Origin of the sequence: Pseudodesulfovibrio piezophilus C1TLV30 (genome assembly GCF_000341895.1) — a bacterium.
Classification (GTDB): Bacteria; Desulfobacterota; Desulfovibrionia; order Desulfovibrionales; family Desulfovibrionaceae; genus Pseudodesulfovibrio; species Pseudodesulfovibrio piezophilus.
Map to the genome: position 1 here is coordinate 2,384,765 of NC_020409.1, position 17,844 is coordinate 2,402,608.

The 17,844-nt window shown below is 49.4% G+C and carries 12 protein-coding genes; 9 read left to right on the plus strand and 3 right to left on the minus strand.

All coding sequences use genetic code 11. The features are described 5' to 3' along the window. Window positions 1-642: 642 nt before the first annotated feature. The 7 genes from BN4_RS11285 (at window position 643) to BN4_RS11315 (ending at window position 11,532) form a co-directional block, all read left to right on the plus strand. Window positions 643-2,295: a class I SAM-dependent DNA methyltransferase gene (locus tag BN4_RS11285; protein ID WP_015415523.1), complete on the plus strand. Its 1,653-nt coding sequence runs from the start codon at window positions 643-645 to the stop codon at window positions 2,293-2,295. Continuing rightward, entirely contained in the window at window positions 2,285-3,334 is a 1,050-nt protein-coding gene (locus BN4_RS11290) for a virulence RhuM family protein (RefSeq protein WP_015415524.1), read from the plus strand. The genes BN4_RS11285 and BN4_RS11290 overlap by 11 nt, the downstream gene beginning before the upstream one ends. Further along, window positions 3,324-4,640: a restriction endonuclease subunit S gene (locus BN4_RS11295; protein WP_015415525.1), complete on the plus strand. Its 1,317-nt coding sequence runs from the start codon at window positions 3,324-3,326 to the stop codon at window positions 4,638-4,640. The genes BN4_RS11290 and BN4_RS11295 overlap by 11 nt, the downstream gene beginning before the upstream one ends. Next, complete coding sequence (locus BN4_RS11300) at window positions 4,637-5,293, plus strand: abortive infection family protein (RefSeq protein WP_015415526.1); 657 nt, start codon at window positions 4,637-4,639, stop codon at window positions 5,291-5,293. Before BN4_RS11295 ends, BN4_RS11300 begins: the two co-directional genes overlap by 4 nt. A 13-nt stretch (window positions 5,294-5,306) precedes the next feature. Further along, on the plus strand, window positions 5,307-8,438 hold the full coding sequence (locus BN4_RS11305; protein ID WP_041720319.1) for a type I restriction endonuclease subunit R: 3,132 nt from the start codon (window positions 5,307-5,309) through the stop codon (window positions 8,436-8,438). Window positions 8,439-8,500: 62 nt separating this feature from the next. Further along, window positions 8,501-10,591, plus strand: coding sequence for a PDDEXK family nuclease (locus BN4_RS11310; protein ID WP_015415528.1), 2,091 nt, complete (start codon window positions 8,501-8,503; stop codon window positions 10,589-10,591). 71 nt (window positions 10,592-10,662) lie between these two features. Next, complete coding sequence (locus BN4_RS11315; protein ID WP_015415529.1) at window positions 10,663-11,532, plus strand: viperin family antiviral radical SAM protein; 870 nt, start codon at window positions 10,663-10,665, stop codon at window positions 11,530-11,532. 83 nt (window positions 11,533-11,615) lie between these two features. Here the strand turns inward: BN4_RS11315 and BN4_RS11320 are convergent, their stop codons facing one another. The 3 genes from BN4_RS11320 to BN4_RS11330 form a co-directional block, all read right to left on the minus strand. Continuing rightward, window positions 11,616-11,912: a hypothetical protein gene (locus BN4_RS11320; RefSeq protein WP_015415530.1), complete on the minus strand. Its 297-nt coding sequence runs from the start codon at window positions 11,910-11,912 to the stop codon at window positions 11,616-11,618. A 75-nt stretch (window positions 11,913-11,987) separates the two neighbouring features. Then, window positions 11,988-12,626: a YagK/YfjJ domain-containing protein gene (locus BN4_RS11325; RefSeq protein ID WP_015415531.1), complete on the minus strand. Its 639-nt coding sequence runs from the start codon at window positions 12,624-12,626 to the stop codon at window positions 11,988-11,990. A gap of 183 nt (window positions 12,627-12,809) precedes the next feature. Continuing rightward, window positions 12,810-14,486, minus strand: a complete 1,677-nt coding sequence (locus tag BN4_RS11330) for a YfjI family protein (RefSeq protein WP_015415532.1) — start codon at window positions 14,484-14,486, stop codon at window positions 12,810-12,812. A 658-nt stretch (window positions 14,487-15,144) separates the two neighbouring features. Here BN4_RS11330 and BN4_RS18155 point away from each other — a divergent pair. Both BN4_RS18155 and BN4_RS11340 read left to right on the plus strand, forming a co-directional pair. Continuing rightward, window positions 15,145-15,339 carry a hypothetical protein gene (locus BN4_RS18155; RefSeq protein ID WP_051053260.1) on the plus strand — a complete coding sequence of 65 codons (195 nt, stop codon included), beginning with the start codon at window positions 15,145-15,147 and terminating at the stop codon, window positions 15,337-15,339. Window positions 15,340-16,138: 799 nt separating this feature from the next. Continuing rightward, window positions 16,139-17,089, plus strand: coding sequence for an RHS repeat domain-containing protein (locus BN4_RS11340; RefSeq protein WP_015415536.1), 951 nt, complete (start codon window positions 16,139-16,141; stop codon window positions 17,087-17,089). The last annotated feature ends 755 nt before the right edge of the window (window positions 17,090-17,844 follow it).

Sequence of the window (17,844 nt, forward strand, 5' to 3'; positions counted from 1 at the left end):
ATGTGGATGTCTATTAACACTCTTCAGATGCACATTTTGGCCTGTTTCAGATTCAAGGCAAGAAACCCATTCGTACTATCTAGTACAGATGCCTTAGAGGGCTATTTAAGCCAAAATAAAAGCCCCTCGGTAATGTGCTGAGGGGCTGAATTGGCTAACGGCTGAAACCAGATCATTGTGGCTGGAGTTTATAAGGAGCTAACGAGACGAACAAAACTCGTGGTAAACGCGTCGTTACTGGAGCCCTGTTGAGTGGGATGGAGTTCCCCTGCCGTCTGGGACGCCTGTTCGCCTTTCAATGATTAATGGTAGCTCAACGGTCCTTTCGGGGGAAAATCCGGTCACGACTCAACCCCTAACAGAGCGGCTTAATCAGAGCTTCCGTATCAGAAGCTGACGTTGACAGGATCGATATAACCTATTTGGGCCCAGATTATTTATGGGTGGCTTAACCGATCATACTGTTTATCCTCTCGTCTACAAGCTTCAGGTTTGTCTGTTTGTATAACAAAAAGCGCATGCCACCCTTATGGCATGCGCTTTAATTGTCTTGTTTTCTATAAGCATAATTCGTGTTTCACATTTCCGTGCCCGTGTATTATGACTTTTCCCAATCGTACTGAATCTGAAAAGGAAAACGAAATGACAGCGTTGGAACAATATGCGTTTCTCAAGAATATGGAGAAGCGGCTGTGGGCTGCCGCTTGCAAACTCCTGCCTTCTCTGGATGCGGCTGTGTACAAGCACGTCGTGCTCGGGTTGGTCTTTCTGAAATATGTCGGGGACAGCTTCGTGCAACGCCAGGAGGAGCTGAAGGCTCAGTTCGCTAACCCCGACCATGAGTACTTTCTCGATGATGACCTGGAAGACGAGGAACTCCTGAACGACGAGTTGGAGGAGCGCGACTACTACACCGAGGCCAACGTGTTCTGGGTGCCGGAGAAAGGCCGCTGGTCCACGTTGCTCGAATGCGTGAAGCTCAACCCCGGCTCCAAGCTGCCCTGGGGGGCGGAATTCAAGAGCGTGGGCAACCTGCTGGATGATGCCATGGACGCCATCGAGAAGGAGAACCCGGTCCTCAAGAATGTGTTGAGCAAGGACTTTGCCCGGCTTCAGGTGGAAAGCTCCAAGCTGGCCGAGGTCATGGACCTGATCAACACCATTCCGTTTGAGCATGAGAGCCTGAAGGCCAAGGATATCCTTGGGCATGTGTATGAATATTTCCTGGGGCAGTTCGCGGCGGCGGAAGGCAAGAAGGGCGGCCAGTATTACACGCCCAAATCCATTGTTACGCTGATCGTTGAGATGCTCCGTCCCTACCAGGGGCGTGTGTATGACCCCGCTTGCGGCTCAGGCGGCTTTTTCGTTTCCAGTGAGGAATTCGTCGAGGCCCATGGCGGCAAGGTCGGCAATCTGTCCATCTACGGGCAGGAATCCAACCCGACGACCTGGAAGCTGGCAGCCATGAACATGGCCATTCGCGGCATTGAGTTCGACTTCGGCAAGGAGCCTGCCGACACCTTTGGCAATGATCAGCATGCCGACAAGCGCTTTGACTACATCATGGCGAACCCTCCGTTCAACATCAGCGGGTGGGGCGCGAACAAGCTGGCTGACGACGTGCGCTGGAAATACGGCCTGCCGCCGGACAGCAACGCCAACTTTGCGTGGATGCAGCACATGATCCACCACCTTGGCCCCAAGGGCAAAATGGCCCTGCTGCTGGCCAATGGCTCCATGTCCACCGCGACCAACGGTGAAGCGGATATCCGCCGTCAGATTGTCGATGCGGATCTGGTGGAATGCATCGTGGCCCTGCCTGGACAGCTTTTCACCAACACGCAGATCCCGGCCTGTATCTGGTTCCTGAACAAGGACAAATCCAACGGCCAGAATATTGAGACATTGCGTGACCGGACTGGCGAGGTGCTGTTCATCGACGCCCGGAATTGCGGCTACATGATCGACCGTGTCCTGCGAGACTTGGACCGCGAGAAAGACATCCTGCGGATAGCGCATACCCTGTTGAATTGGCAGATGGGCGACAAGGCCGAGACGCCGTATGCGGACGAGGCCGGATTCTGTGCCTCGGTCGAATTGAAGGATATCCGCAAGCATGACTATGTCCTGACGCCGGGCCGATATGTCGGCGCTCCCGAAGAAGTGGACGACGGCATCCCGTTTGGGGAAAAGATGGCGGTATTAACCTCGACATTGTTTGAGCAGATGGCCGAGGGGCAGCGGTTGGATGGCGAGATTCGAGCAAACCTGGAGAAGCTGGGCTATGCCGAATAACAACGAACGCCCGCAGGGTGAACTACTCGTCTATCAAGGCAAGGATCTGGATAAGCCGCTTCAGGTGAGGCTTGAAGGTGAATCCGTATGGCTGACTCAAAAGCTGTTGGCAGAACTCTATGGGACTTCCGTCTCTAATATAAATCAACATATTTCGTCCATTTACGAAGAGGAGGAGCTGTTGCCTGAGGCAACTATTAAGAAATACTTAATAGTTCAAACCGAGGGAGAACGAGAGGTCAAGCGGCTGATTGATCACTACAATCTGGACATGATCATTGCCATCGGCTTTCGGGTTCGCTCCAAGCTGGGCACTCAGTTCCGCAAGTGGGCCACAGATCGATTAAGCGAATATCTCGTCAAAGGCTTTACGCTGGATGATGAGCGCCTCAAGGGCGCGTCCGGTGGCGCTGACTACTTTGAAGAACTGTTGGCGCGGATACGGGAGATCCGAGCCAGCGAAGCCCGTGTTTACCTGATGGTTCGCAACATCTTTTCGTTGGCGAACGACTACCGGGAGGGGGAAAAGGAGACTCAACTCTTCTTCGCGACGATGCAAAATAAGATGCACTATGCCGCCACGGGGCTGACTGCGGCTGAAATTGTCAAGACTCGCGCCAATGCGGAACTGCGGGACATGGGGCTGACGAATTACAAAGGCACTCGCGTGCTGAAAAGGGATGTCGAGACGGCCAAGAACTACCTCGACGAAAAAGAGATCGACACCCTCAACCGTATCACGGTGATGTTCCTGGATCAGGCGGAATTCCGCGCCCAGCGTCGGCAGAATATCCTTATGGAAGACTGGCAGGGCTTCCTCGACAAGTTCCTGGGCGATGTGGATCTGCCCGTCCTTGAGGGGGCAGGAAGCGTACGGCACAAGGACGCAGTGACCCACGCGAAAGCGGAATACAACAAGTTCGCCGAGAAGCGGCGTCTTGAGGAGCAGCAGGAGGCGGATAAGGTCTACATTGAGGACTTGAGGGCTTCTGCCAAGACGTTGGAGCAGGAACGGAGGGCGGGGCGTGATGGGAAGTAGGGGAAAAGTACGATCAGAGGAAGTTCAATCTAACAATTGGCGAACCTCTAGGCTTGAAGAACTCGCTACGGTAATCGACTCCCGTCACAAAACGCCGAAGTACTCTGAGGATGGCTTACCGATGGTGCGAGTTGTGGATGTGAAGGCCGGTCCGATTGACTTGTCAAACGCAGTTAAAGTTACCCAAGAAGTGTACGAAGATTTTTCAAAAGGGCGAGACCCAGAAATTGGTGACCTAATTATTTCGCGAGTAGGTAGCTATGGTAATATTTGCTACGTCAAAACAAATGAAAAATTTTGTTTAGGGCAGAATACAGCATTCATTGTTCCCAAAATCAATTGGCGGTTTTTATACTATCAATTGCTTTCTCCTCAAGTTCGCACTCAAATTGAAAGCCTTGTTGTTGGCGCCGTTCAAAAAACAATTAGTCTTAAAAATATAAAGAGCTTAGAGATTGCGACCCCCAGTAAATCTGAACAAAAAGCCATAGCCCACATCCTCGGCACGCTAGACGACAAGATCGAGCTGAACCGGCGCATGAATGAGACGCTGGAGGCCATGGCACAGGCGTTGTTCAAGAGTTGGTTCGTGGACTTCGATCCGGTCAAGGCGAAGATGGAAGGCAGGCAGCCCGAAGGCATGGATGCGGAAACAGCGGCCCTCTTCCCCGACAAGCTGGTGGAGTCCGAACTTGGGCTGATTCCTGAGGGGTGGGGAGTTGGGCAAATCGGAAACGAAGTAACCGTAGTTGGAGGTAGTACGCCTTCAACCAAGAAGCCGGGATATTGGGATGGGGGGACAGTCCACTGGACAACGCCCAAGGATCTTTCGGGAAGCAGTGATAAAATAATAATTGAAACAGCTAGAAAGATTACGGAAGAGGGGCTGCAAAAAATTCATTCTGGCCTATTGCCTGTTGATACGGTGTTGCTTTCTTCTCGTGCTCCTGTTGGCTATCTCGCATTAGCAAAAGTGCCGATCGCAATTAATCAGGGTTATATAGGAATGAAATGTGAGAAAGCTCTTTCCCCCGAATATGTTCTTCAATGGTGTGTTTCCGTTATGGATAAAATCCTACAGAGAGCCAGTGGGACCACGTTCGCTGAAATCAGCAAGAAAAACTTCAAACCTATAGCCGTGGTGGTGCCTTTCGCACAACTGATTAAAATATATTCTAAAATCGTCTCGGACATTTATTCAAAGATCGAAAACAACCTTAGAGAGAACTCTGAGCTTTCAAACGTTAGGGATACGTTGTTGCCCGAACTTATCTCAGGCAAATTAAATGTGAGTGATTGGCAATGAACCTTACCCGTTTTGAAGCTAGGTCTGGGCAGGTTATCGATAACAGTTCGCTTGCGCACCTAGGAGATCAAATAAAACGTTTAGAACTTGCGATTAGAGAAGATGACCCTTCGCTTGTGCTTGATACAGCAAAATCATTCCTCGAAAGCACTTTTAAAACAATACTGGAAGACTATGGGAAAGCAGTAGGGAAAAAAGAAGACTTAACAGAGCTGTATAAGAAGGTACTTGAGGTTATCGTATTAAATCATGATGATGATGCAAACATAAAATTATCCCAACTGAGTAAAGGAGTGGTTCATTGGTTAGGCCAACTCCGTAATGCCTATGGTGGAGCCTCGCATGGCAAGGATGGCCAATTCGACAATCCCATCAATATGCCAGAAGCTGAAATGGTAGCTCAATTTGCTGATGGTTTGGGTTGTTTTCTTATTAGAAAAAAACAACTTCTTGCTGATCCAATCGAAAGACAGCGTTTGCACTACACTGATTATCAAGAGTTTAATGATTATTTGGATATGACCAGAGATGGCTACGACTTAGGGATAGATCAAATGGGGCCGTTGCCCTACAGCCGGATACTATTCAACATTGATGAAGCCGCATATAAGGAACTTCTGATTCAGTTCATGTCAGAAGAAAATGACAACTAACGGTAGCTCCCCCATGATTAACGAAGACGCTCTCGAAAAACTCGCCATCAGTTGGTTTGAAGACGAAGGCTACACCAACGTTCACGGCCCGGACTTGAACCCCGAGGTGGACGGGAGCGGGGCGCGGGCGCGGCTGGATGACGTGTTGTTGCTTAACCCGTTGCGTGCGGCCATCGAGCGGATTAATCCCCAGCTTCCGGCAAGCACGGTTGACGAGGTGCTCCATCTGGTTCAGAAGCTGTCCCACCCGATCACGGTCAAGGCAAACCAGGAATTTCATCGGCTACTCCGCGAGGGCGTGGATGTCAGCTACAAGCGGGACGGGGAGAACGTCGAAGACCGCGCCTTCCTCATTGATTTTCACGACGTAAACGCCAACACGTTCTGGATTGTGGATCAGCTCACCATCCGGGGAAGCAAGGGCAATCGTCGTCCCGACCTGATCGTGTATCTCAACGGCCTGCCGCTGGCCGTCATCGAGTTGAAGTCCCCTGTCAAAGAAGACGTTGGCGTTGACGAGGCCTTTCATCAGCTCCAGACCTACAAGCAGGAGTTGGTGGACCTTGCCATGTTCAACGAGGCGCTGGTGGCCTCGGACGGCATCCAGGCCCGTGTGGGTTCCCTGACCGCCAATCGTGAATGGTTCCTGCCATGGCGTGCCGTAAAGTCGGAAGAGGACCGCCCGTCCTTCGAGTATGAACTCAAGGGCATTGTGAAAGGCTTCTTCGATCGGACGTTGCTCCTGGAATACATCCGCGATTTCGTCCTGTTCGAGGCGGACGATTCCAGCACGATCAAGAAGATCGCCAGCTACCACCAGTTCCACGGCGTACGCCAAGCCGTGGCCGCAGCCGTGAAAGCGGCTTCGGAACATGCACCGAACGAGCTGAAAGGGCGCGGCGGCGTCATCTGGCACACGCAGGGTTCCGGCAAATCCATCTCCATGTGCTGTCTCGCCGGAAAACTCATCCGCCATCCCGATTTGGCCAACCCGACCCTCGTTGTTATCACCGACCGAAACGACCTGGACGGGCAGCTCTACGAGACTTTCTGCAAGGCCGGTGATCTGCTGGCCGACAGTCCGATACAGGCGGACGATCGGGGCGAACTCCGCCAAATTCTCAACGAGAAGCAGTCCGGTGGCATCGTCTTTACCACCATCCAGAAATTTTCCCTCGACAAGGACGAGACCAAATTCCCGGTCTTGTCCGACCGCCGGAACATCATCGTCATCGCCGACGAGTGCCACCGCTCCCAGTACGGCTTCAAGGGCAAGCTGGATGAAAAGCGGAATGCGTTCGTTGCCGGGTATGCCCAGCACATGCGCGACGCCTTGCCCAACGCCACGTTCACCGGCTTCACCGGCACGCCCATATCCCAAGAGGACAAGAACACCCAGGCGGTGTTTGGCGAATACGTCAGTATCTACGACATCGAGCAGGCCCAGCTTGATGGCGCGACCGTCCCTATCTTCTACGAAAGCCGCTTGGCCAAGCTCGACCTCAATCAGGATGAGTTGCCGCAAATCGATGAAAAAGTAGACGAGGTAACGGAGGATGAGGAGACCTCCCAGGCCGAAAAAACCAAGGGCAAGTGGGCAGCCCTGGCCAAGCTGGTCGGGGCGGAACCCCGTATCCGGCAGGTAGCCGAAGATCTGGTCGACCACTTTGAAGCCCGCCTGGAGGTCGTGGACGGCAAGGCCATGATCGTCTGCATGAGCCGTGATATCTGCGTTGCAATGTTCGATGCGCTCGTGAAATTGCGTCCGCAATGGGCAGGAAATCAATTGGCTGACGGCACCTATGATCCATCGGACGGGGCAATCAGGATCATCATGACGGCCAGCGCGTCCGATCGGCGGGAGTTGCAGAACCACCACTACAGCAAGACCCAGAAGAAGGCGCTGGAGAAACGGTTCAAAGACCTGGATGATCCGCTGAAGATCGTCATCGTCCGCGACATGTGGCTGACCGGCTTCGACGCACCGTGCGCACACACCATGTACATCGACAAGCCCATGAAGGGGCACAACCTCATGCAGGCCATCGCTCGCGTAAACCGCGTGTTCAAGGGCAAGCAAGGCGGTCTGGTTGTCGACTACATCGGCATCGCCAGCGAACTGAAGAACGCGCTGCATACCTACACCCGGAGCGGCGGGCGTGGAGGCCAGCCGACTATCGATGTGTACGAGGCGTTCTATGTGCTGAAGGAGAAACTCCAGACGGCACGCGATATCTTCCACAAGTTCGATTACTCAGCCTATAAGACCAAGGCTGTCGAGCTGCTGCCCCCTGCTGCGGACTTTGTTGTCGCCACCGAGGAGCGCAAGAAAGAGTTTTTTGATGTCGTGGTCGCCATGACCCGTGCCCAGTCCCTTTGCGGCACCCTGGACGAAGCCGTGGCCATACGGGATGAGATCACCTTCTTTCAGGCCGTGAAGATCTTCATCGACAAGACGACAGCCACCAAGGGCAAACAAACGCGGCAAGAAAAAGACGCGATCCTGAATCAACTCCTCGCCCGCGCCGTGGTCCCTGAAGGCGTGGACGACATCTTCGCTCTGGCGGGCCTCGACAAGCCGGATATCTCCATTTTGTCCGAAGAATTCCTCGACGACGTCCGCAACATGGAGCACCGCAACCTAGCCGTCGAATTGCTCGAAAAATTGCTCAGAGACGAAATTAGCGCCCGTTCACGCCGCAATACGACGCAGGAGCGCAAGTTCTCCGAGCGGCTCAAGGAATCCCTGCTCAAATACCGTAATCGCGCCATCGAAACCGCCCAGGTCATCGAAGAACTTATCCAGATGGCCAAGGACTTGAACGAAGCGCTCAAGCGCGGCGACAAGCTCGGCCTCAACCCCAGCGAACTGGCATTCTATGACGCCCTGGAAGAGAACGAGTCTGCCGTCCGTGAATTAGGTGATGACGTCCTCAAGAAGATAGCCAAGGAACTGACCGAGAAGCTCAGGAAGAATGTGACGGTAGACTGGCAGCATAAGGATTCGGTCCGAGCAAAGATGCGGAACTTGGTTCGCAGGATTTTGAAGAAGTACAAGTACCCGCCGGATGCCCAGAAAGAGGCCGTGGCCGAGGTGCTGCGGCAGGCCGAGAGCTTGGCGGATGATTGGAGCGAGGCAGCGTAACTATGGGGCTTAAGAGTATTTACGGCCCACTAAAAAACCAGCTAAAAGTGTTATAAAAGCTAATGGCCAAGAAAAAGAATAAGAAAAATAAAAAAGACATAGAGTTTGTAAAGACCTTAAAGCTGTTGGCCAATGACTCTGATCAGCTGATTGCGTATTTGAAAGGCTCACAAGCAATTCTGAAGTCTAGACTTTGGGAAATGGTTCATGCCGAACTTGATGAGTCTAGTTCTGAAGAAATACGCCAATTCCTTGAAGACGGGGATATGCTACGGAAGCTTCATGACGAGGCTCTGGAGGGTGCAAACCGCTACCAATCGTTATTGAAGGAACTCTCATGGGAGATGGTTCTTGCGAGCTTTGCGGCATATCTTGAAGCTTGGTATTTTAATGCTAAGAATGACCAGCAATATGAAAGCAAGCGCAATAATTTGATTCCTGTCTTACAGAGGGTAGCGGTCAAAAAGAATCAATTTCCAAGAAAGAACTGGGGAAGTAGGCAGTCAATTGATAGTGCCTTGGATTCTATCCGCGACAGCTTGCTCAATGGAGAGCCTATCAAGGCATATTCCCTCTTTGCCGCTTGGGATGCCGTTTTAGAAGTCGAGGCCATAATTAAGGACTTTTGCTACAAGGGTTGGGAGGTCTCCCACGCAAGTGGTTTGGACATAAAACCCGAGTCCCTTGATGCTTGGAAGGCATGGGCTCTGACTAATCATAAATTTCAGATAATCGATCGATTCTACCGAGAATTTCCATATATTATCTACCCTGAGATTGTAGAGGATATTCAAGAGAGGATGGACAACGAAGTCACTGTCACTCAGAGAATTGAAGCCCTCGGTGGATACATCTTTATTCAGGAAATGCTCGGCGTTGATGAAGTTGAATTCGAAGGGGTCACTGTTGATTTACGGGAAACCATAGATCTTATTGGCCGCTTCGACTCCTGCTACAAGAGTAATTACCTTCCCTTTATGGAGAGAATGAAAAACGAAGGGCTTGATTATGCGAATTCGATCGTCCAGACTATGCAGGATCAGATATCTCAAAATATGGACGCATGTATACGACAAGGACTTAATCCAATAGCGTATCACAAAGAAATTATGGGTAATGTTCATCACCCTTGCATTAGCGTCAGAACAAGTGACGAAATGCTTGAAATGATGATGCAATATGACCAAATTCCTCCAGATGCTGCCAGGCGAAAAGCATGCCTTACTGCGCTAGAGCTGTTTGCTGGGCCACCTCATATGGGTGGGGTTGATAATGGGCAGTTTATGCGAACTCCGAAGAATAATTACATCATAATACCGCGTTTTTTCCATGGGGATGTAAAAACCGCATTGTTGAACCGTATAGTTAGGAAGAAAGGTAGCGAAAAAGGGAAAGGAAAAGCAGGCAACAAGCCCTATAGTGCCAATATGGAACATTCTTTGGCTCAACGTTTTGAAAGCCAAGGCTACAAGGCTATTGCCAGTTGGGACTATAAGAATGGTGAATCCCAAAAGGGCGAGGTCGACGTTATTGCGTACAAAGATGGCTACCTCTTTATTGTTGAAGCAAAGCTCACATATTTTCGTACTGATGTTGAAGCAATCTATAGGCACGAGCAAGAATTGGAAGGTGCAGTCGGACAATTAAACAGAGCGCTGGAGGCGATTAAGGCGAACTTCAATGAGCTTAGGCAGAGTCTGATGATCAACGAAGACCTTTCTGACCTACAAATTGTCCCACTTATCGTTTCGAATTCCCCAGAGTTTGATTTTAAGAAGTACTCTGGGATTCCCAAACTGAGTCAATTTGAGCTGCAGTGTTTGCTTGATCCTGGAGCTTTTATTTTCGCAAAGACTCAAATGAGCATTTACAATGAATATTGCAAATTGACTCTATGCGGGAACCAAGAAGAGCAAAGGACAGCTGTCGAAAAGCTAATGCAAGGCGATCAATTTGTTCTTGAAAATAAAAAGAAGCAGGAGCAATATCTCGCTGAAGCTGAATTGATCGCATCTCAGCCTGAAAGGTTAATTGGTGCAATCAATTCGAAATACTTTTGGCAAGAGCTTGAAGAAAACACTGACGTTGTCAGTGGGCCAATAGAGCAAACATTTACTATGAAAAATGGTGATGAGATCCGTTACGTAGTTTAGGCAATCACATACTCGCAAAACTTCCGTCTCGCTGTCCGCAGGGCAGAACTATTAAATGAACGGAGGTTCAAATGAGTACTGTGGAAACGCTGGCTACGGATCGTTTCATCCCTGCAATTAATCTGTTTGTCACTAAGCACTGCAACATGCGGTGCAGATTTTGTTTTGGCTCATGCAAAATGCGCTCGCCCCTATCGTCTCAAGATCAAGATGGGGTCTTTGTTGATGTCATAAGACAATGCCATCAACAGGGTATCTCAAAAATCACTTTCGTAGGCGGAGAGCCTCTACTTTATCCAAAGCTTAAACTGTTAATTAGACTTGCTCACGACCTAGGTATAACGACCTGCGTAGTATCCAATGGGGCCTTGCTGACAAAAGAGTGGCTGCGTGAAGTGTCAGGCATGCTAGACTGGATTGGGATTAGTATTGATAGCCTGTCGGTAGATACGAATTGGTCGATTGGTAGAATTTCAAACGGTGTCCCAATGTCAAAATTAGTTTATGAGCAGTTGGTTGATTGGGTGCATGATTACGGCATGCGCCTCAAGATCAACACGACAGTTTGTCGATGGAATCATCATGAAGACATGTCTTCGTTTTACCGTGATACGAATCCTCATCGAATAAAAATGTTTCAAGCTCTCACGATCGATGGGGTTAATGACGAGGAGTCTACCAAGTTCTCTGTGTCAGACGAACAATTCACTCATTACGTTGAGCGTCATCTGAGGCAAGGGATTAAAGCGGTGGCAGAGGCCTCAAACGACATGGTGGGAAGTTATCTGATGGTTTCACCTGACGGGTGCTTTTTTGATAACACTCATGGCTCATATCGATTAAGCAGGCCAATCAGTAGGGTTGGCTTTTCCAGTGCCATTAAGGATATCTCGGTCAATCACACAAAGTTTATGGATCGTGGGGGCATGTATCGTTGGTAGAAATACCACCCAACATGGACCACTGACACAAAAGAGGGCCCTTCGACGGTTGATCGAGAGGCCCTTCTTCAATAATTGAATAATTAAGCTTCGTCTGGGCCTACTACCTCTTCACTGCAGTCGCACATTAATTCAAGGACGCTTTCCGGAATGAGTTTGACCCGATCGTCCCTTTTCGTCTCCATAAAATGGACAGACACAAGAGCTGTTGTTTTCAGGAAGACTTCACCAAATTCACTAGTGTAGCATTGAGCCTTTGAAGGCCCACTGCTGAACTGCAGATTGACGTCGCAGCTTTCATCTGGAAGTGCAAGGAACAAGAATTCATTATCACCTCGAAATGTACTAATTGTATTAATATTTTTTTTGCTATTCTTCATGTTTTATCTCTCTTTTCATAAGATGGTGATGTTAGGTAAGGTTGTACTTGAAACAAGAAAACACGGCCTAGTGGCTTATCGTCCAGGCATAATTTCAAACAGTTTCAGCAGAGCTTCGGCTTTGCTTCTTTGCGGAACCTGCGACCCGCCATACGCGTCTCCCTTAAACGGGTAGTGTATTTTCGATTCTTTTTTAGCCAGGTACTGTGCCTGATCCCAGACATGCCACATGAGGTAATTGAAATCATGGCTGCTTTTCCGAACCATAATTCCATGGCGAGTGTATGATCCGGGTACATTCATAGCATCAATATGACCATATGCCTTGGTGCAGTCTCCAAGGGAAAGTCCCCACAAATGCTGAACTCTATGGCGCAAAGTAAAAGGGTTTCTGACATCTTGCCCATTTAAGACTACCCATACGTGATAATGAAAATTACCCACGTATGAGAGCTTGCTGAATTCCTTAGCCCAAAAATAGAGCAATTTAAGCTTGTACCGTCCCATGGAATGCTTGAAGGAATCCATAAAGCGAGTAATCCTCATGTTATCAAGGGCATAAGGTATGTTCTCTGGGTGAGTGAGCGTTAGTCTGAACATTAGGCATTTGGGCATGTCGTCTATGGCGAACATAATCAATGAGTAAAGCGACAACCAAAGATCAATGCGATAGTTCTGGTTGAGTATTGAAGTTGTTGTGTCGTGTGTATACATAGCTAAGATCTCTTATTTATTATTACTACTATATCCCGAAGTTGGGTTTTCAAAACTGCCGTGTATAAGCATTTCATTTTTCTGATTCCCCTGTTTAAGGGCAATTCATGTTGTCTGAAATGTTAATGAATATTGAGTGGTCAGGTGACATCCGGGACATGTCACGGATGTCACCATGATATCCTATGCCATATGAAACAAATGAGGGTTGATGATGCAGGTCCGACTAGCGCCACTTTTGTAGATTACCATATAGCCGTGGGCCTGTAGGAGCTTCAGCGCCGGAAGGGTTTCCTCCCTCTTCCAGTGCTTCGCCCGATATATCTCCCGCACGTTGACCTCATACTCGCCTCTTTCCACCAAGTATTCGAGAATCGCGTGTGCGCGGTCCAACTTGTCTTTCGCCTTAAGGTTAAGGGCAACCTTGGTGTGCTGTTCGAAGAACCATGCCAGTTGCATCCCGGCGCTAACGGACTCTTTAGTTATAAGGGTCTCGTAGGGCTCTCCGTTCTCACAACACCTGAGAATATGGATGATCGCGATCAACCTGAGACACGTACCGGCCAACTTTCGATAAAAGGCCTGAAGGACTGGCGGGTTCACATCGTTTGCCGCCTCAGCCTTTGCGTGCGCTTCAAGTCCATGCCAACCCTGAAGAGCTTGGTCCTCAAAGTGAAGCATGATGCCTTCATCCGTCGCACTAGAGGCTTCGAACAGCTTGTTGGCGGTCTCTTCAAGCCACTTCGTACTGCTGGTAGGTACTTCGGAAGTTCCGCCACCGACTGCAGGCGAATAAAGCTCTGGTGGCAACAAGCACAGAAAACGGGCGACTAATCCATCATCTTGGAGGGCTTCTTCGCTGAGCAGCTTGACGGCTGTGCCATCTTGAGTCGCTATCAGGATTGTCACTGACGGATTCTCGATCCGAACAGGCTCTCCTGCCTTGGTGCTGGAAAATGATTCTCCGCCATACGCTTGCAAAAGGAAGTCGTCTCTATTGGCAGGGATCTTCTTAAGCGATCCAAGCTCGGCGGCTGCAATCGCAATTTTACCATTTTGCTTGGCCGCTTCTTTTTCCAACCCCTCAGGTGTAAACTTGAAGGTAAGCAAAACCGGCAAATACTGTTTGGCTGGTATGGATTTTTGAAGTTCGAGGATTTCTTGAGCCGCAACCTCTAAATCGCCTTCCTTTGCTGCGGCATTCTCTAAGGTTCGGATACGTTTTTTGATAAGCCTTTCAGTGGTTTCGAGAAGCTCTTTATTCTCGAAAAAGGACCCTTGAAGCCTTTTTTCGATTGCCATAATTGGCCTCAGAACTTCTTCCATGAGCGGAGACTTCATCTTGCCAGACAGCATCATTATCAAAAGGTAGAGAGTTACAAGTTCAGTGTGGTTTTTGTGCCGCATCACTTTGAACTGTCCTCGCAGCAAGATGCTGACAAAACCTAACAGCAAAGCAACCAGTATCCCCGGATGCACAGCGAACGCTTTGGATAAGTCCTCGACCCATTTTCGGGCACGGCCTGGGAGAGCTTCAATCGGGGCAAGGAAGTCTACAACTTGCCTTTGGGCGAGAGGGAAGATTTGCACAGTTTTGATCCATGCGTGCCATCTGCTCTTGTCCAAGTTTTCTTGGTCCTCTAGGGCAAAGGTCAGTCTTTCTTTTTCCGCTTGCCTCAGAGCCTTTTCCTCGTTGTGTTGCGCGAGGTTAACTTTGATTGCGTCGGTTTGTGAAAGAGAGAAAGAGCTTCCATGATTGTAGTTAACTAGTGGAGCCGGTATTGGCGGGTCCTGCTCAATTATGGGGATCCTGTTGGGCCCCACACCTTTGAACTTCCATTCAGGTTCAGAATCTAACATTCTTGATTCTCCTGGTTTGGGTTTGGACTGGCCACAGCAGCCAGCCTCACCCCTACAAGGGCGACATTTCGTGTCGCCCTGCGACAAAGGAGATTTTTTTCATCAAAAAAGTATGAACACGCTCCCTCCATCATATGATGAAGGGAAACGGTTTCGGGAACGGTTTAGGCAGGAATAAACGGTTTAACTCGGTAAAACTCGGTGAAATTCAGCCTAGTTAAGCTCAATAGTCGCTCTCTCACGCCGGCAACAGGGGTTCAAACCCCCTTGGGGACGCCAAGAGAATTTCAACGGGTTATAGCTCACGCTGTAGCCCGTTTTTTGTTTGCGAAAAATGGTGTCAACCAGGGTTGGAATGCCATGGATTTCGACCTGCTCGGCGTTTAAGACTTTTTCCGCTCACTCTCTTTCGCCAACTCCTCGAAGTTCCGTTCGGATTCAATCTCAGCTTCATCCAATTCCCGCTGCCTACGGGCATGGTCAAAGACTTCATGCTCGTCGTGAGCGTGTCTCTTAACCTGTTTATGAGAGACCGTGTGAGCGTTGGGCAGGACTTCTCACTCGTTTGAACTCAAGGAATTGATCAGCGCTCCCGACCCTCTCTTGCATGGTGACACGGTGCCGCTGATCGGAGCTCTCTTCGGCGTGGTTAAGGAACATGGTTACGACGGCCCAGCTCAATCTGTTCATCGAAGTCGTTCCTGCCTTCGGGGTTCATCAGCCGCTTGTCATCCATGGTAAAGGCTTTAACCAGGGACTGCCGCAGGCGTTCTGTGGGCCAGCCTTGGAATTGGATACCACCGGCAGAAGAGCGGGCGTGGTAGTCACCGCGATGATCACATCACGGTTGTAGAACAGGGTGTTGTCGTTTTTCCAGTCTCTTGCAGTCATTAAGTAATCCGTAATAACTGCCGCTTCATCTCGTTCCCATTCCTTCAAATATATGCTTCAAATGCCGGTTCATGTTGGGGACCGAAACCTGGAAAAGCTCGGCCATAAACTTTTGACTTAGCCATGCTGTTTCATCCAAGAAACGGACTCCCACACGGATATTGCCATCGGGGTCGGGGAAAATAGAAGTGGGTTTAAGCAACCGGACCACAGCTGAAAGTGGAAGCAGGAAGCCTAATGGGAGCTTTTTCAAAGCAGTCAAGCAGCAATATTGTACTTTAGTGCCTTTTTGTGCCCCTCTGACGCCCGTTTTCGTTGTGAGCGGGAAACCCGTGCTACGCTCTTGTGGACTCCCAACACTGGTGTTTGGGAGTAAAAACCATGGAGAAAAAAAGGATGAATACGGTGTATTCGTGTTAATTGAAGCGCGACTAGAACAATCGAATTGTGGGGAAAATCGAAAGAGTTCAGGGGAAGCCCATGCAGTAGAGCTATTCTTATGACAAGAAGGGGCGATTGGTTGAAGCACGGCTGGATAATCGACTCGTTTGTCAATGCTCTTATGACAAAGAGGGTAGGCGGCAACAGGATTGTTTCCCCATGACAGCAGGGCAGCAAAGGCGAAACTATCAGTATGACATGGGCAATCGACTCTAACATGCCGGAAATAAAGGATATGCTCATGATAAGCAGGGGTTTCGTTCCATTTGGAATCACGAGGGCAAGTATACATTGTATGCCTATCGCCTGACTACCGCCTGATGAAAGTTGAGAAGCCGGATGCCGAGGTTGTTTTCGATTTTACTCATGATGAGAATGGGCAGCGTGCGGTCAAATATGCCAATGGGCAGCTGGTTGAAGGCTATGAGTGGCTTGACTTGAATCGGCTTGCAGGGTTTCATGATGGTGATGTCGGCTATCGTTTTTCTTACGATGAAGATGCGCATACTCCCAATGCCATGCAGGATGAATATGGAGGGATGGCTATTCTGCACTATGATCAGGTCGGCTCACTGCGAGTGGTCGCCGACGAATCTGGTAACGTGATAAAAGAAATACTCTACGATCCCTTCGGTGGTATTCTCAACGATTCCAATCCAGACCTCCATATTCCCATTGGCTTCGCAGGCGGGCTGCATGATCGGGATTTGGGCTTTGTCCGTTTTAGCTGGCGGGATTACAATACCTATACCGGGCGTTGGACCGCACCTGATCCCATGGGTGATGCAGGCGGCGATCCGGATTGGTATGGATATTGTCTGAATGATCCTGTGAATGGTATAGATCCAAATGGATTATTTGGATTTTTGATTCCTTTTATGACAGGTATGGCTGGGGCCACGGCCTTAGGTTCTGCGGGGTCATACGTCGCGGCAAAGGCCGCAGATTGGTTTGGAGGAAAGACCGACAAGAATTATGGTAAGGACAAGCCAACGGCTACTGAAGGTGTTCATAATGCCATGGATAAGGTTATAAATATCAATTCCGGTATTGTCGGTGCAGCAGGCGCTGCGTCGGGGGCAGCTGCTCTTCCTCGTGTCGCAGGAGCTGTCTTGCAGCATCCGGACAAGATTGCGGCTGGGAGCAAGGGCGCTTATGATTTCATATCAAGTTTTGCATTAGAAGGACCTCCTGAACCCTCTCTTCCTGGTTATGTGGGAATAGGTATGAGCGAAGCCTATAAATGGTACAAAAGGAATAAAGGGAAATAAGGTGAAGGTTACAATTTTCGAAATACTGTTGAGTGCTGTTATGACGATACATGGAATAGGTATGATTGTGACAGAGGACTTTTACTTCAGATCGTTTCTAGTACCGGAGTGGGCTGCATATATTGACGCTTTGGTTGGTATAAGCATAATCCCCGTATTTTGGTTTTTTCGATCACGTCATAAATAACAATCTCAACGCCCTCAATGGAAACACTTTCCGGGGCTTCTGATTTTTAAAAAATTCTCCAGAATGGTTTTGCAAAAACATCGACCCCATGTCGATATCGACTCGTCCTCATGACGGTCCCATGGTGCAGAAGAGCCAGAATGAGAGGGATGATCGCTGAGTGAAGTCATCATGCGCTTCATTCATGTGGTAGGAGAAGTATTTCATCTTGGTTCTTTGCGTATGGTTGTTGGTGAACTCGGTAAAGTGATAAATGAAGTTTTGTCTTCTGGATTTGGCCCAATTCTCAAAGATTCCGACTGAAAAGGTACCTGACGAGTTTTCAAGCTGCAGCTATCCGGGGCAGGCGATGAAGCGTGGTGTGAAACCAGAGGGATACTTGGGAAAAAAATACCGTATTTTTTAGGATATCTACTGGTGTAACTGTGACTGTTGGGGAAAAAAAGGAATGTTGATTTGCTGGGCTTGCTCCCTGAAAAGGGAAAGAGTACAGTCATTCTGGCTGAAAAGGCACAAGCCTGGTTTTTTTGTCGAGAGCCGTGTGCTTTTTTTGAAGGTACGGCTCGTC

Coding starts and splice junctions, on each gene's coding strand:
- BN4_RS11310 (WP_015415528.1), top strand. CDS start 8,501: ATGGCCAAGAAAAAGAATAAGAAAAATAAAAAAGACATAGAGTTTGTA.
- BN4_RS11320 (WP_015415530.1), bottom strand. CDS start 11,912: ATGAAGAATAGCAAAAAAAATATTAATACAATTAGTACATTTCGAGGT.
- BN4_RS11325 (WP_015415531.1), bottom strand. CDS start 12,626: ATGTATACACACGACACAACAACTTCAATACTCAACCAGAACTATCGC.
- BN4_RS11290 (WP_015415524.1), top strand. CDS start 2,285: ATGCCGAATAACAACGAACGCCCGCAGGGTGAACTACTCGTCTATCAA.
- BN4_RS11340 (WP_015415536.1), top strand. CDS start 16,139: ATGAAAGTTGAGAAGCCGGATGCCGAGGTTGTTTTCGATTTTACTCAT.
- BN4_RS11295 (WP_015415525.1), top strand. CDS start 3,324: ATGGGAAGTAGGGGAAAAGTACGATCAGAGGAAGTTCAATCTAACAAT.
- BN4_RS11305 (WP_041720319.1), top strand. CDS start 5,307: ATGATTAACGAAGACGCTCTCGAAAAACTCGCCATCAGTTGGTTTGAA.
- BN4_RS11285 (WP_015415523.1), top strand. CDS start 643: ATGACAGCGTTGGAACAATATGCGTTTCTCAAGAATATGGAGAAGCGG.
- BN4_RS11315 (WP_015415529.1), top strand. CDS start 10,663: ATGAGTACTGTGGAAACGCTGGCTACGGATCGTTTCATCCCTGCAATT.
- BN4_RS11300 (WP_015415526.1), top strand. CDS start 4,637: ATGAACCTTACCCGTTTTGAAGCTAGGTCTGGGCAGGTTATCGATAAC.
- BN4_RS18155 (WP_051053260.1), top strand. CDS start 15,145: ATGGTTACGACGGCCCAGCTCAATCTGTTCATCGAAGTCGTTCCTGCC.
- BN4_RS11330 (WP_015415532.1), bottom strand. CDS start 14,486: ATGTTAGATTCTGAACCTGAATGGAAGTTCAAAGGTGTGGGGCCCAAC.